The organism is Staphylococcus sp. GDY8P67P (assembly GCF_017892545.1).
GTDB classification, from domain to species: domain Bacteria; phylum Bacillota; class Bacilli; order Staphylococcales; family Staphylococcaceae; genus Staphylococcus; species Staphylococcus ureilyticus.
On record NZ_JAESLH010000029.1, the window covers coordinates 139,787 to 155,228 of the forward strand.

The 15,442-nt window shown below is 32.2% G+C and carries 16 protein-coding genes; 4 read left to right on the forward strand and 12 right to left on the reverse strand.

Annotated features, from left to right (window positions below; translation table 11 throughout):
* Positions 1-82: 82 nt before the first annotated feature.
* The 5 genes from KA833_RS11420 to KA833_RS11440 all read right to left on the reverse strand — a co-directional run bounded on the left by KA833_RS11420 (position 83) and on the right by KA833_RS11440 (position 4,952).
* A complete protein-coding gene (locus KA833_RS11420) occupies positions 83-709 on the reverse strand; it encodes an ABC-2 transporter permease (RefSeq protein ID WP_070038414.1) in 627 nt (208 codons plus the stop codon).
* Positions 706-1,551 (reverse strand): ABC transporter ATP-binding protein, encoded by an 846-nt coding sequence (locus KA833_RS11425; protein ID WP_064209663.1) that lies wholly within the window; start codon positions 1,549-1,551, stop codon positions 706-708. The genes KA833_RS11420 and KA833_RS11425 overlap by 4 nt, the downstream gene beginning before the upstream one ends.
* A 523-nt stretch (positions 1,552-2,074) precedes the next feature.
* Positions 2,075-3,250 carry an ABC transporter permease gene (locus tag KA833_RS11430; protein ID WP_210128334.1) on the reverse strand — a complete coding sequence of 392 codons (1,176 nt, stop codon included), beginning with the start codon at positions 3,248-3,250 and terminating at the stop codon, positions 2,075-2,077.
* Positions 3,247-3,927, reverse strand: a complete 681-nt coding sequence (locus tag KA833_RS11435; protein WP_046207101.1) for an ABC transporter ATP-binding protein — start codon at positions 3,925-3,927, stop codon at positions 3,247-3,249. The genes KA833_RS11430 and KA833_RS11435 overlap by 4 nt, the downstream gene beginning before the upstream one ends.
* A complete protein-coding gene (locus KA833_RS11440; RefSeq protein WP_046207102.1) occupies positions 3,924-4,952 on the reverse strand; it encodes an efflux RND transporter periplasmic adaptor subunit in 1,029 nt (342 codons plus the stop codon). Before KA833_RS11440 ends, KA833_RS11435 begins: the two co-directional genes overlap by 4 nt.
* Positions 4,953-5,208: 256 nt before the next feature.
* On the opposite strand from KA833_RS11440, the gene KA833_RS11445 reads away from it, so the two are divergent.
* On the forward strand, positions 5,209-5,820 hold the full coding sequence (locus KA833_RS11445; RefSeq protein ID WP_210128333.1) for a YIP1 family protein: 612 nt from the start codon (positions 5,209-5,211) through the stop codon (positions 5,818-5,820).
* 140 nt (positions 5,821-5,960) lie between these two features.
* Here KA833_RS11445 and mbcS read toward each other — a convergent pair whose 3' ends face one another.
* A complete protein-coding gene (mbcS, locus tag KA833_RS11450; protein ID WP_210128332.1) occupies positions 5,961-7,538 on the reverse strand; it encodes an acyl-CoA synthetase MbcS in 1,578 nt (525 codons plus the stop codon).
* Positions 7,539-7,814: 276 nt separating this feature from the next.
* Here mbcS and KA833_RS11455 point away from each other — a divergent pair, with 276 nt between their 5' ends.
* Positions 7,815-8,711 carry a DUF5996 family protein gene (locus tag KA833_RS11455; RefSeq protein WP_145381335.1) on the forward strand — a complete coding sequence of 299 codons (897 nt, stop codon included), beginning with the start codon at positions 7,815-7,817 and terminating at the stop codon, positions 8,709-8,711.
* 265 nt (positions 8,712-8,976) lie between these two features.
* Positions 8,977-10,380: an MDR family MFS transporter gene (locus KA833_RS11460; RefSeq protein WP_145381334.1), complete on the forward strand. Its 1,404-nt coding sequence runs from the start codon at positions 8,977-8,979 to the stop codon at positions 10,378-10,380.
* A 188-nt stretch (positions 10,381-10,568) separates the two neighbouring features.
* Here KA833_RS11460 and KA833_RS11465 read toward each other — a convergent pair whose 3' ends face one another.
* The 5 genes from KA833_RS11465 to KA833_RS11485 all read right to left on the reverse strand — a co-directional run bounded on the left by KA833_RS11465 (position 10,569) and on the right by KA833_RS11485 (position 13,963).
* Positions 10,569-10,886: a YflT domain-containing protein gene (locus KA833_RS11465; RefSeq protein WP_064209668.1), complete on the reverse strand. Its 318-nt coding sequence runs from the start codon at positions 10,884-10,886 to the stop codon at positions 10,569-10,571.
* A gap of 57 nt (positions 10,887-10,943) precedes the next feature.
* Complete coding sequence (locus tag KA833_RS11470) at positions 10,944-11,342, reverse strand: hypothetical protein (protein WP_046207108.1); 399 nt, start codon at positions 11,340-11,342, stop codon at positions 10,944-10,946.
* A 310-nt stretch (positions 11,343-11,652) separates the two neighbouring features.
* Positions 11,653-12,120, reverse strand: a complete 468-nt coding sequence (locus tag KA833_RS11475) for a nucleoside deaminase (protein WP_070657284.1) — start codon at positions 12,118-12,120, stop codon at positions 11,653-11,655.
* Between the two features lie 74 nt (positions 12,121-12,194).
* Complete coding sequence (locus KA833_RS11480) at positions 12,195-12,779, reverse strand: phosphatase PAP2 family protein (RefSeq protein WP_210128331.1); 585 nt, start codon at positions 12,777-12,779, stop codon at positions 12,195-12,197.
* Positions 12,776-13,963 (reverse strand): FtsW/RodA/SpoVE family cell cycle protein, encoded by a 1,188-nt coding sequence (locus tag KA833_RS11485; protein WP_064209670.1) that lies wholly within the window; start codon positions 13,961-13,963, stop codon positions 12,776-12,778. The genes KA833_RS11480 and KA833_RS11485 overlap by 4 nt, the downstream gene beginning before the upstream one ends.
* 324 nt (positions 13,964-14,287) lie before the next feature.
* Here KA833_RS11485 and KA833_RS11490 point away from each other — a divergent pair, with 324 nt between their 5' ends.
* Positions 14,288-14,896: a class I SAM-dependent methyltransferase gene (locus KA833_RS11490; RefSeq protein ID WP_192946317.1), complete on the forward strand. Its 609-nt coding sequence runs from the start codon at positions 14,288-14,290 to the stop codon at positions 14,894-14,896.
* Between the two features lie 177 nt (positions 14,897-15,073).
* On the opposite strand, the gene KA833_RS11495 is transcribed toward KA833_RS11490, so the two are convergent.
* Positions 15,074-15,205: a beta-class phenol-soluble modulin gene (locus tag KA833_RS11495; RefSeq protein ID WP_046207113.1), complete on the reverse strand. Its 132-nt coding sequence runs from the start codon at positions 15,203-15,205 to the stop codon at positions 15,074-15,076.
* Between the last annotated feature and the right edge of the window lie 237 nt (positions 15,206-15,442).

Genomic DNA, 15,442 nt, shown 5'->3' on the forward strand with positions numbered 1-15,442 from the left:
CTAAATTTTTAACTTTTAATATTAATAAGATATAACGATTATTCGTGTTTGTCAAGGTAGACAGTAGGTTAAGCCGTGTTGTTTATAACTCTTTATACTTAAATGCTTGCTTCGAAGCAATAAATGAAAGCGCCATAACAATTAAGCCAATCACTGCAAAAATACCACCGTACCACAAGTTTTTACTTATTTCTTCTATAAGATTACCTGTCCCAGATAATATGGCCATACCTACAAAATAATAAACAAAGAATAAAATAACTACGATAATGGATACAATCATAAATATGACATTTGATTTTTCTGCCCCCATTTTAAAAGTAAATGGGAAAATAAGCGAATACAACGCGATAAATCCTGTACCAAGTAACGCTGAATTCACACCACTTACTATACTCCCCGCAACAATTGCATTAATCACAAGTGATACCACCATACCTGTTAATGCTAATAAGCTATAAAATGCAAAATGACTACTCACATAAGTATTTCTGCTATAGGGTAATGTAGAAACAAAATACATCCACTTTGAGTCTTTTTCATTTTTTAAATTATCTGTTGCTGGTGATACTAAAAATATCATAGGCATGAAACTAGCCATTATTGGATTTGTAAAAGAGAAAAACAAACAAATTGGAATACTTAACAATAAATATATGTAAATTGATTTTTGATTTGTAAAATAATAACTCATTAAGTAACCTTTCATGCTAATTCTCCTCTCATTAATATTTTTGTGGCATCATCAATATTTTTTAATGGCTGTGCTAAATCTATATCTTTGTTTTGATTTACAAGTGCTTTTCCTGTACCTTTATGTATGCGATACGCAACAACATTACTGTGATTAACATCGAATTCTCCTTCTTCAAATGAAACAATGCCATAATCATTTAATAATGTATCTTTGTGCTCTTGTAATAAAATACGCCCATTTTTCATAAATACTAATTTATCTGCAAGCGTCTCAATATCTTCCGAAATATGAGATGAAATTAAAATACCATTACCTTTATCAACAAAATCTTCAAGTATTTCTAACACTTCCTCACGTCCAGAAACATCCATTCCTGCCGTAGCCTCGTCTAAAATTAAAAGTTTACTATCATGAGATAGTGCAATAGATATTGAGATTTTCATGCTCATACCACGGGAAAAAGTTTTAATCTGACGTTCTTTCGGTAATTCAAAATTCTCCAGCATTTCAAAAAAATGCTGTTCATCCCATGTGCGATAAATATTAGAAAATACTTTACTAATTTGTTTTGCATTAAGTTTATTAGGCAGTCGAAGATCATCAAATACAACGCCTAGATGTTCTTTATACGCATAATCATCACGAGAAATTGGCGTATCAAAAAATTGAATGTCTCCAGCATCTGCAAATCGATTTCCCACCAATGTATTAATTAACGTAGATTTACCAGAACCGTTTTTCCCAACAAGCCCTACCACTGTATTGGGTTCAATCGATAGATTAATCTGATTTAAATTAAAATCTGAATCAACGTAAGTTTTGTTTAAATTTTGTACATTGAGCAAATACTCCATAATAATCCCCCTTTTTTGATAAAAGCTTAACCTTTTACATGAAATCACTTTCTAAATTAACATAATACACCTAGCTGGATTACACAATACATTTCCTTAAAATATTTATTTTTATTATTTTTAATTAAATATATATCTAAATGCACAATCACTGGAAACATTAACTGATAATTACATTTATATGGCAAAGCATCTCAAAAGTCGACACTAGCAGATCTCGTAAATTTCATGTTTCCATCTGATAGACATAAATTTTGTTCCTGTATGAACATATTTTTAAAACAAGTAGTGAATCAAGATTGAAATCTGATGTATTTAAAATGACTGTAGCCCCTACTGCATCGAGAAAAACTAGGGTTGAATGGGATAAAAGGCTGAGACAATTCTTTTGCCCCAGCCTATTGCATGTCATATTTATACTTGAGCTATAAATGTTTATGCTTTTTGCAGCCAACTTGTATCGCATAAAATGACGAAACCTTTTTATAAAAGCGAATGGCTCTTTTTATATCTTTTTTAAATACTACTTAATTATATCGATCAATTCTTTCTTCGCAGCTGAACGCGCTGGAATCCAACCAAATACGATACCGATCAATGTAGAAACACCTACAGCAATGAGCACTGAGCTTAGACTAACCGCACTCTTAATATAATCTGGTGTTACTGCATCTACTAGACTTGCGACAAGTATGCCTATGATTAGACCTATGATACCGCCAATCACACAAAGTACAACACTTTCTACCAAGAATTGGACTTCAATGTCTCGCGCTTTTGCACCAAATGCACGACGTATCGCAATTTCTTCTGTACGCTCAGTAACTGAAATGTACATCACATTCATAACTCCAATACCAGCGATAAATAGTGAAATACCTGCAACAGCAGCTACAAAGTAAGTAATACCATCAAATACTTTGTTGATATTTTTCATGAATTCTTCCATATCTGTATAACTATAGTTTCCATCGCCTGCGCCTGAACCTTTTTTATTCAATTCTTTAGCGACTTTGTCAGCGACTTCTTTCTTATCAGCGCCATCTACTAATGATAATTGAAGTGATGGAAAATCTTGCGTTAACTGCCCCATATACCTATTAAATGTATTGGAAGGCATATGAACAGCTGATGGGTTCATCGCATCGTTTACAATGCCTACAACTTCGAAACCTTGATTATCAATGTATAATGTTTTACCTATAGCTTCATTATTGAATACATCTTTGGCAATTTTGTCATCAACGGTAACAACTTTTTTATTTAGTTCATTACCATCTTCATTAAAACCTTTGCCTTTTTCTGGGCTAGTCATTTCTTTTTTCTTTAAAATACTAACGTCGCCTTTTTTCTGGGCATTTGTCATTTTTGCAGAATAACCTTGATCGTCACTTTCTTTGATTTTTGCATCTGTAACACCATTCACTTGTTTAGCAATATCCAAATCTGACTGGCTAAAAGGATTATCTTTCGCACCTTCACCACTACTCGTCATATAGTTTACTGTAGCAGAATCTTTGCCTGCTCCTGTATCTTCAAATTGCTCTGACGCTGTTTGTTTAAACCCATTACCTAACGACATAATCGTAATAACAGCAGCAATACCAATGATGATACCAATCATAGTAAAAATATTACGTCGCTTATTCTTTAAAATGGATTTGAATGAAATGGCGATGATGTTCGATAAATTCTTCATTCAACCACCTCTTCTCTTTGTACACGACCATCTAGTATATGAATAATACGATCTGCCTTATCCGCTACTTTGCGATCATGTGTTACGAGAATCATCGTTGTGCGATGTTCTTTATTTAATTTCATAAACAAATCAATAATATCTTCAGACGTTTTTGAATCAAGTGCCCCTGTAGGTTCGTCAGCAATGATAAATTTCGGGTTATTGATGATTGCACGAGCAATGGCTACACGTTGTTGTTGCCCTCCTGATAATTTGTTAGGTACTAAATTTTCTTTATCATATAGTCCCACATCGTGTAATGTATTGATCACTTTTTCTTTACGTGCTTGAGACCCCAGTCCTGCATAAACTAAAGGAATACTTACATTTTCCAATATCGTATTGTTTTGAATTAATTTAAAGTTTTGGAAAACAAACCCTACTGTTTTATTTCTAATTTCTGCCAATTCGTTATCTGAACTTTTTTTATAATTCTCGCTATTAAACAAATAATCGCCTTCATAACCTCGGTCAATAAAACCTAATATGTTGATGAGTGTACTTTTACCAGAACCTGAAGGCCCCATAATTGCTATGAATTCTCCTTCTTTAATGTTGATATTGATGTCTTTCAAAATGTGATTTTCTTCATCACCGTTTTTGAAATGTCTATTGATATCTACAAGTTCTATCATGATGACACCTCAACTTTGTCTCCATCATTCATAGATTTTTTAGGGTTTTTAATTAGTTTGTCACCTTTTTTCAGACCCTCTTTTACAAATATTTCACCGTTGACTTTATCAATTTTAATATCACGTTTTTCAACTTTATTGTTTTTACCTAGTACAAAAACATTATTGTCTTTAGTTAACACTGATTTTGGTAACTTGATTGCATCTAATGGCACTTCAACTTCCATAGAATAACCTGCACGTACAGGAATATCTATATCGCTAATGACGATTGTATATTTAGATGAATCTGAGTCACTGCCACCGCTCGGGTCCGAAACTGGATTAGAAGCTTGAGCACCACCATCTTCTTCACTACCTGAACTAGCTGCTGCTCCGCCTCCAGATTTACTTAAACTTTCTTCATAACTTTTTGGCAACTCTGAAATTTTCTTGATTTCACCTTTACCTTTTTTACCAGTACTTGTTACTTTAACGTCTACTTTGTCGCCTTCTTTAATCTTTCCTAGATCAAATTCAGTCACTGTTGCTTTGATTTGTGGTTCATCTGCAACAAGTTGTAGAATAGGCTCTCCATCAGAGACATTTTCTCTATTTTGAATATCAATTTTACCGTCAAAAGCAGCATAAATACTGTCGTTCACTTGACGATCATACTGGTTAAGTTGTTGTTGTGCTTCCGCTCTTTCATTTTCATCTTTGGCGTTGTCCACTTTATCAACTAACTGCTGGCGTTTATTATTATTAATTTCATAATTGATGAGTGGGTCACCTTGTTTAACTGATTGACCATCATCAACTTGTGTACTTACGTACGTTCCCAATTGACTGTTATTATTATATGTTTTAACTGATTTAGGTGAAGCTTTACCTTCTAAATTGAGCGGACTTTCTTTCTCCACTTTATATGTATCATAACCATCCTTTTTATCTGAGCTACTATTTGCTTGCCTTAAAATTAATGCAATTGCAATTAATACGATAACGACAATAACACCGATAATCCACATCCACTTTTTCTTCAATGCTAAAACACTCCTTTAAATTATTATTCATTTTAGATACTATCATAATCACACAACAAAAAATATAATGCATAACATTATTTTATATACAATATTTTTTGATAAATATATACCTAACAATATTGTAATATCAGTAATAGTAATCGAAAAGATTTTATTTTTTTAATTTTATTTAAAGTTTTTCTTAAAAGTGTTTTAAAATATTGTAGGTAATGTTATGCTTTGGAAAATAATATATATAGGGGGCAAGGGATTCATGGAAAATTCTAACTTACCATTCGCACAACATTTTTCAAAATTACGCGAACAACCTAAATGGGGACTCAAATTAATCATTGCATTCGTAGTCATTGCACTCTCAACAACTGTTAGCGCATTATCTATCGATTACAATGAAATTTATCAAGATGCAGGTGCAAGTACTCAAGATATGGGTAATATGCAAACGATTGGTTTAATTGGTGGCATCATCACTGGTTTAATTGGTGGCATTTTTGGTATTGGTATTACATTTTTAATCTTTTTAGTTATTTCTAAAATAATGAAATCTGATGCAACCGCAAAACCTATCTTTTCTGCAACATTAAGTTTTACTATAATTACTGGCATCGTAGGTTTAATTGTTGCATTAATCCAATGGATTGCTGGTTTATCTCCTACTGATTATAATATTGCAAGCTTAAATGTCTTTGATAAAGGCAACCAAATGTTAGGCGCATTTAACTTACAAACACTAATCGGCGCATATGTATTTGGCATTATGCTCTTTGCGACGAATCGTTTGTCTAAAAAAGCTTCAATTATTTGGGCAATTGCATACATCATTGTATCAATTGGATTTGCCTTAATAGGAGCAAGTTTCCAATAATACATATATTTGCTAAAAAACATGGAACATTCCGTTCCATGTTTTTATTTTGATATAACACTACTCACACACAAAACAAGCGCCCATCATTATTATTGTCAGTATGATAGGCGCTTGCTTTCAAATGAATCAACATTGATTTATAAATATTTTTCTTTTTCCGCTTCTCTTAATTCAATTCGTCTAATTTTACCTGAGTTAGTCTTAGGTAAATCATCTACAAATTCAATTGCTCTCGGATATTTATAAGGTGCTACGTCTTGTTTAACGAAATTTTGTAATTCCTTAACAACTGCTTCATCACCTGTAACGTTATCTTGTAAGATGACAAAAGCTTTGACGATATTCCCTCTGATTTCATGTGGACTCGCTACGACTGCACATTCTTTTACGTATGGATGTTTTGTCAATGAATCTTCTACTTCAAATGGTCCGATAGTATAGCCAGAACTAATGATAATATCATCTCTTCTACCTTCAAACCAGAAATAACCGTCCGCGTCCATTTTTGCTAAATCACCAGTAATAAAGTACTCGCCAATTTGTGGATTTGCAGTACGTGCTTCATCTTTATAATAGCCTTTAAATAAAGCAGGTAAGTCTAACGGCACTGCAATATTGCCTATTTCATTGGGTTGTGCAGGATTACCATCCTCATCGATAACCGTAACATAACTGCCTGGGATAGCTTTACCCATTGATCCAGGACGTCCTTCTGTATCCTTTAAGAAACCGATTAATAATGTACTTTCTGTCTGGCCATAGCCGTCTCTAACAGTTAAGTTAAAGTTTTGTTGAAATTTATCAACAACTTCTCTATTTAATGGTTCCCCAGCAGATACAGCACTATGTAAATGTGACAAATTATAATTTGTTAAATTAGGGGATTTTGCCATTAAACGATATTCAGTTGGCGTACAGCAAAGCACATTGATTTGATACGTTTCTAGTAATTCGAGGTATTTCTCAGCATTAAATTTACCATTATAAACAAATGCCGTTGCGCCTGAACCCATGATTGATAAAAATGGACTCCATACCCATTTTTGCCAGCCCGGTGCTGCTGTCGCCCATACGATATCATCTTCAGTTATGCTTAACCAATGCTTCGGAGCCATCTGTAAATGTGCATAGCCCCAACCATGAGAATGTACCACTGCTTTCGGATTACCTGTTGTGCCTGATGTATATGATAATAAAGCAATATCTTCTCTTGAAGTTGCTTCTATATCAAGTGTATCTGAAGCATCAGTTTGCGCTTCTTCAACGTTAATCCAATGATCAACCTTACTGCCAACGATAAATTTAAGTAAGGAGTCATATTCTTGAACGCCTTTGAACTCTTCGATACTATCGCCTGTGGCTACAACTGCCTTAATTTCACCATGCGTTATACGATATTGTAAATCTTTAGTACGCAACATTTCAGAACTAGGTACAATGATAATACCTAATTTCCACGCGGCTAAATATACTTCATATGTCTCAATCGCACGAGGCATCATGATTAATAATTTATCACCTTTTTTCAGACCATATTTTAAAAATACATGGCCAATTTTGTTTGCATTTTTTATCAGTTGGTTATACGTTATATCTCGTTCTTTACCAGTTTGATCATTAAAAATAATCGCTTTTTTTGACGGATCATTTGCATATTTTTCAATTTCGCTAACTATATTATATGTTTCTGGAGCAATTAAATCTGCATTATTCATTGGTTACTCTCCTTATTTCGGTAATTAATTTTACAATATACATGACAATATCAAGTTGTATTTTGATTATTCAGAAAATAGCATTGCGTTCACATTCATTTTGTAATGAACTACAACTTAGCACATACTTGATTAGTTCATATATCTTTATCATTGTATCATTATAACAAATGATACTTTAATATACTTGATACAAGCATTTTTATATTGTGTTTCAACTTTAGTTTCTGTGGTATAAAATTTATAGCAAATAATATATGAGGTGGTATTCGTATTATGAATTTTAAAGATTGGGAAAATGAAAAAGACACACTACATTTACTATCACAGATATTAGGTAAATATAAATTAGAAGCAAGTTATCAAGAGCCCCAGTGGTCACACGTGACGCTAAATATAGATGTCCAAGGCTTTTCAACTGGTATGTTAAGTTATGAAACACATACATTTTCGCTAAGCGTTAACCTGATACAACACCACATTGAAGTCGTCGTTGATCAAAACGTGCATGGCATTACCTTAAAAAATGGAAGAACTATACAATATTATTATAACGAAATTGAAAAACTGTTAAACCAGTCAGATATTCATTTAAAAATCAATACTTTACCACAGGAAGTAGCAAACCCGATACCATTTGAAAATGACATAGAACATCATCATTATGATGATAAAATTGCCAAAAAAGCATTAGCATTAATGAAATTCGCCTATCATGCTGAAGCAAACTTCGTTAATGGGCTAAGAGTTAGAAAATCTAAACCAGGTTTATTTTGGGGGACTTTTGATATTTCTTGTATGATCGTCAAAGACCAACCAGCACCATTTGAAGATGATAGCAAGGTTATTGAACGTGCAGCTTTTGATGAAGAAATGATTGAATTTGGCTTTTGGTTTGGTGATGATCAGTTTGAAGGACCAACCTTCTTTGTCTTGCCATATCCTTTTGCAGATCAGCCATTTGATACTGACGATCGATTTCCTAAAGATAGTTATTTCGATAAACAATTAATGGAATATCTGATTGAATACCAACAACATCATGACATTGATACAATCACTCAATTTTTCAAAGCATCTTATCTTAAATTCGCAGATTTTTTAAATTGGAATAATGTCGATTATGTTTTTTCTCCTTTAAAAATGAAACCAAACCATTTAAATAATAGATAATCATTTTTAACTAAATACAGTTACTTTTAATAAAATCGAGGGTATGAGACGTCAATCATGTCTCACCCTCATTTATATTTTTATACAACTTTTGATGTATAACAGAGTGGAATTAATATATACTCAACTTAAGAAATCCCTTTCATGACAATATTTCAAACTTATCACAGATAAATTTGAAAAAATAAGTTCAACTTTTAGATTTACGACGATTCGAGTGCTATAATAATTAGATGTGTAATTTGTTAAGAAAGAAGTGAGTATATTGACAGAAACTGGAAACTTCCATGTTGAAAAAAGAATACCTCTGTTTATCGTACTATTATCAGGGGCTTTTATAACAATTTTAAACCAAACTTTACTTGGAACGGCATTACCACCAATAATGAAAGATCTCCAGGTCTCAGAAAGTACAGTACAATGGTTACAATCTATATTTATGTTAGTAAACGGAATTATGATTCCTGTAACTGCATTTTTAATTGAACGCTTTACATCGAGGCAGTTATTCTTAACTGCAATGAGTATTTTTGCAGCCGGTACGTTGTTATGTGCAGTTGGTATTGACTTTTCAATGCTATTAATCGGACGTGTCCTACAAGCAGCAGGCGCAGGTATCATGATGCCACTAATGCAAACAATACTATTTTTAACTTTCCCTAAAGAAAAACGCGGTACAGCAATGGGTCTATTTGGACTTGTTATCGCATTTGCTCCAGCTATTGGACCTACTTTATCAGGTATCTTAGTCGAACACCTCACATGGAGAAGTGTCTTCTATGTTGTATTCCCTATCGCGATTATTATTATTATTGCTTCTATATTCCTATTGAAGAACGTTACAGAAACAACACATCCAAAACTAGATATTGCTTCAGTTATCTTATCTACACTCGGATTTGGTGGCTTACTATATAGTTTCAGTTCTGTTGGTGAAGCAGGTTGGACTAGTGTTCAATTTATTGCACCACTCATCGTTGGTATCGTTTCACTCGTTATATTTATTCGCCGTCAATTAAATTTAAAAGAACCTATGCTTGAGTTTAGAGTATTTAATTACGGAATTTATACGTTAGGTACGATACTAAGTATGTTTGTATTTGGTGTGCTGATTGCAACAAATATCATCTTGCCACTTTATATGCAAAATATGCTACAATACTCAGCCTTAAAATCTGGTTTAGTATTACTACCAGGTGCAATTATTATGGGTATGATGAACCCAATAACTGGTTACTTATTCGATAAATTTGGAGGTAAATGGCTCGCTCGAATCGGTTTATTCGTACTAGTTGTTTCAACATTACCATTTACAATGTTAACAGAGCATACAACATTTACGTATCTCGCTACTTCAAATGCATTGAGAATGGTTTCAATTGCTATGGTTATGATGCCGATGACGACATTAGCAATAAACCAACTGCCAAATGAGCTAATCGCACATGGTACTGCCATGAATAACACTTTCAGACAAATGGCTGGTGCTATTGGTACTGCAGTCTTTATTACTTTAATGTCAGTTTCAGCAATACCTCAAGATGGTATTACCGGTATTATTCACGGTGTTAACGTAACATTTATCGTTGCTACAGTTATATCAGCTATTGGATTACTACTATCATTTAAACTTACGGACGATAGCAAACCAAAACGTCGTACCTTATAAACATGCGTAAATAACAATACAATGTTTAGACTATCGATATTATTGATAAAAAACGTCAATTTCTACCTTAATAGAAATTGACGTTTTTGTTTATGATAAATCTCAGCATTTAAGTTTTTCAAAACATGAGCTGCATTGCATTTTTGTTTGCTTACAACCTTAAAGCAATGTCTTTCTCCTTCAAAATTTTACAATAGTCCTCTAACTCTTGAATCAGTAACAATTAAATACACTTTGCCGTCATCCATATCACTTTTAAAAGATGCGATTTCACCTTCATCTACGCCTAGCCCAATCAATTTTCTTTTCAATGCATCTCTTTCAGAATCATTTTCTTTTTTTATATCTATTCCTAAAATACTCGTATCTTCTACAATTTTATCAGTTCGAGATTTATCCAATGATAATACATAAATGTCCTGATTACCGATACCTTTATCCTGTAATGCTGCAACATCTACTTCTAATTCACTATCATTCTTATAAGCTTTAACTACTGGTTTCATAAGAAAGACCTCCTCTTAAAATGTCCTTCATCATCATTCACAAGTTCATATTAATTATTACGCTTTAGACTGAATCATTAACTGATCGAAACGTTCTTTTGTCATATAAAAATAGGTGTTCTCTAAAATTTTATCAAATAAGTCTTCTCTTTCATCCTCTTCTTTTAGGGTGAAGTTCGTCTCGACATCTTCCTGATTTGCTTCGTCGACAAAAATAACTTGTTCATTTTTTACATCTAACGTTTTACGATGATAAATTAGCTCTAAATGATCATTTTTCCGGTGAATTGCTTCAATATTTTCAATTTTATACGCACTATGAATAAAATCAATCACTCGTTTCTCTCTATAACGTTTATGCTTTTGATCTTTAAAATCTTTAGCAAAACGTTGTTTCACTAGTAAATAAATTATAATGATTACAGCTATAATTAATAGAAAAATTAACGTGCTCATCAGAATGTCCCCCTTATCACTAACCCCTTAGTTGTGTTATTACGATATTATGCATAATTTTCCCATTTTGCATATTCTTAAACATGCCAAAAGCTTTTATCACAGTCATTAAAGCTATTTTATTTTATAGACATTTAACGAAAAAGCAATGATAAAAATTACATACAATACAACGCAAACCAACACTTTACATCCATCTATAATTTAAAATGCCTTAGTGATAATTATAATGGAAAAGAAAAACATTTATTTATGCAAAAATATGAACCCCCTTCAGCTATTAACTGCCAGAGAGGATTCATATTTTCATTTATTGTTGATGATACCGAAGATGTAGTGATTCAATTTTAGGCGACAAGGCTTCGAAAGGTCCTTCAACATTCGCATCTCTAATTACGCTTTCAATAGGTAAATTTTTAAAAGGTGCCGGCGCAACATTGATAGCTTCCAACCATTGACTCAATTGTTTTGAGGAACTCACATATACAATTTTATCTAAACCAACGAGTGCATGTGCAGTCGCACACATCGGGCAATGCTCTCCTGATGTAAAAACAATTGTATGCTTTCTTTCTTCAGGCGTAAGATGAGTTGCTGCCCATTTTGCAATCGCAATTTCAGGGTGTTCAGTCGCATCTCCGCTACTGATTCTATTATAATCTTCAAATAAAACATTACCTTCAACATCCACTAATAGTGAGCCAAAAGGTTCATTACCATAGTTTAACGCTTCCTCGGCAAGCTCGATTGACCTATTTAAATATTTTTCATAATTCAATTAAATGCCCCCTCCTCCATCATCATATGTATTAATCAAAAATTAATTTATAGATTAGCATTTAGCTTAACAAATTATTCGATTTTATCTAGTTTTCCGCTTACATGACTATTGTAATTAAGTGATTGAATCATAACTGAAATGACTAATAAACTCCCCATAGTATCAGTAAAATAATGGGCGCCCACGTAAATACGGGAAATTATGATTGAAGCTACTAAAATAATTGCTATACAATATAATATTTTATTCCTTTTTATTAATAATATTAGACTTACCAATATGCACACACTTAAAACATGCATACTGGGAAAACTATAACCTTCAAAATATGCGGTTGGTCTCGGTCGTTGAATGACATATTTCATAAACGTACCTATTAAAAATACTGAAAAGCACCAAAAGCCATACCACAAAAATTTAAATTTATGATAGAAAAACAAACCAGCTAAAACACATATTGTTAAAATCAAACAAATTTTAGGGTCAAAAATAACTGAAACAAAATAGAGATATCGTTTTATAATATCTGCGTTTAAATATGTATGTAACATATTATATACAGTTTGGTCTACGGGTTTTGCTATACCTATTGCAATACTAATCAATATAGCAATAAGCAAAATAACTGGCGATGTAATTTTTAAAATATGCTTCATTTTACAGTATCCTTTCTTTCGTTGTTAATTCTTCTAGCCACTGCTAAGAGTGCACCAAACGCTATGCTGATACTCAACATGGAAGAACCACCATAACTCAATAACGGCAAAGTCACACCAGTTAATGGAATAATACCAGACACACCAGCTAAATTAATAAAAACTTGCATAAATATGTAACTAACCACGCCAACACATATCAATTTATAAAACTGATTATTTGTTTTATTCGCATAAATAAGCCCTTTTACTAAGAGATAACCATAAATTGTAAGTGTGAATAGTACGCCAAGTAGTCCTAACTCTTCTGAAATAACAGTAAATATGAAATCAGTGTGCGGTTCTGGTAAATACCCTAACTTGGCTATCCCATTGCCTAAACCTTTACCCGTCAGTCCACCATTGCCAATCGAGGTTAAGGCACTCGTTAATTGATAACCATCATTATCTTCATATTTAAACGGATCTAACATCACTTTTATCCTTTTTAGTCTATATAAATTTTTAGAATCAAAAATCAGTGTATAAATTCCATAAATAACTAATGGCACGAGTGTAATTCCCATAATTTGAAATTTAATTTTATTTTTTATATCTGAGTATATTAAAATACAACCAATAATAGCAACTGTTAGTAACGTTCCACCTAGATCTCCTTGCATCAACACAAGCAATAAACCAATACCTAATATGGCAAGTGGCGGTAACATATGCTTTAATTGGTAATCTTTGTGACTCCTCACACGTTGATTAATAATGTAAGAAAGATAAAAAATCGAAGCTAATTTCAAAAATTCCGAGGATTGTAAACTAAATATTCCTAAATTAATCCAGTTTCTTGAACCATTAATCTCTTTCCCTATCAAAATTGTAATTAATAGCAAGCATAAGGTGCCAATAACCATCAATTTTTGTATATGAGCACTTTTAAAGAAATTTATATTTATGCACAATGCAATAAATATAACGACTACAATACCCATAATCAAAAAGATAAATTGTCTTTTCATAAAATAATTACTTTCAATTGAAACGCCACCAGTTAAAGCGCCTTTAGATGCCGATACCATGCTCGCACTATATATCATGACGACACCTAAAATGCCTAGTATAATAAAACTAATTAGCATCCCATAATCTAGACCTTTTAACCGTTGCTTAATCATTCTTAAAATATTCTTCATTTCTGCACCTCATTATAAACGTCCACCACCTAGTAAACCAGATATAACAAGCATGCTCAATCAGACTTTAGGCTTACCTAATTTAATATGTTATTCGTATATTATGTATTTCTATTTAAATATTTTATCTATACATAAAATGAACAAATTTACTTTTTAAAAAGTATCAATTAATTATCTATAATTTTAAATTACACGAGATAACTGTAAACGTATTGATTTGAAAAGATTATGTCCATTATGCTAAACTCTATTATAGATTTTAAAAGTCTTTAATAACTTTAAAATCTATAATATGGAAATCTACATTAAAGGATGACAAATTTGAATCAATCTCAATTTAATCAAATAGCCCGAAATTATGACAATAACGAAAGAATAAAGCTCGCTAAAACGATCTCTTCCGAATTAAATTTATTATTTAACAAAGGTACGTATGATTCATTATTAGATTATGGTGGCGGCACTGGCCTTGTCACATTCGATATCGAACATAATTTCAATCACATCACTGTTTTAGATGCTTCACCGAAAATGGTTGGAATATGTAATACCAAAATTAAAACATTAAATAAAACTAACATTGCAGCCATTGAAGGTGACTTGCTCGCTTCGAACAATATACTGCTTCATCAAACTTATGATGTGATATTGCTTTCTCTTGTATTACTTCATAGTGGGAATTACATGGCATTACTACAACAGTTAGTCACGCAATTAAATAGTAATGGCTTACTTATCATAGTAGACTTCGATAAAAACGAAAATGTTAATCATCCGAATATCTATAATGGGTTCGAACAAAAAGATATCCAAAAATCACTACACACAATAGGACTTTCGAATATAGACAGCCATACTTTTTATCAAGGCAAAAATATATTTATGAACAAAGATGCCAGTCTCTTTTTAGCTTCTGGACAGTTAACGTAATCTCCTAAAAATGTATAATCATACAAATTTAAATGTATAATTTTTGTATAGTTATGCAATACAAACACGAATTTCCTTCCCAATGAATTGAACAACAAAAAAAACTACTGCTTTCTAACACTTTATGTGTAAAACAGTAGTTTTTCTTAAGTATATATTTAATTGAAAATATGTCTATTAACCAAAGAATCCAGCGATGAAGTCTGCACCTTTAGCTACTACATCTGCGATGCTAGTTCCCATATTTACCCAGTCGTGATCTAAACCTGATTTTACTGCATTTGAAATTGCTTCTACGATACCTGACATAATGTAAGCACTCCTTTAAATTGATTTAATTTGTTATTTAAAAATTACGCGAAAGTGTCAACTAAAGTTTTGATTAATTTAATGATACCACCGATAATATCTGCAATCATCATGTCAATACACCCCTTTACTTGTTTGTGTAATTACATTGTATGCTAATTAATAATTAAAATGTTAAATTTTTCTCAATTCGTTTAATTAAGTTCCTAACTGTCTTAATTTAATAATAAAAGTACA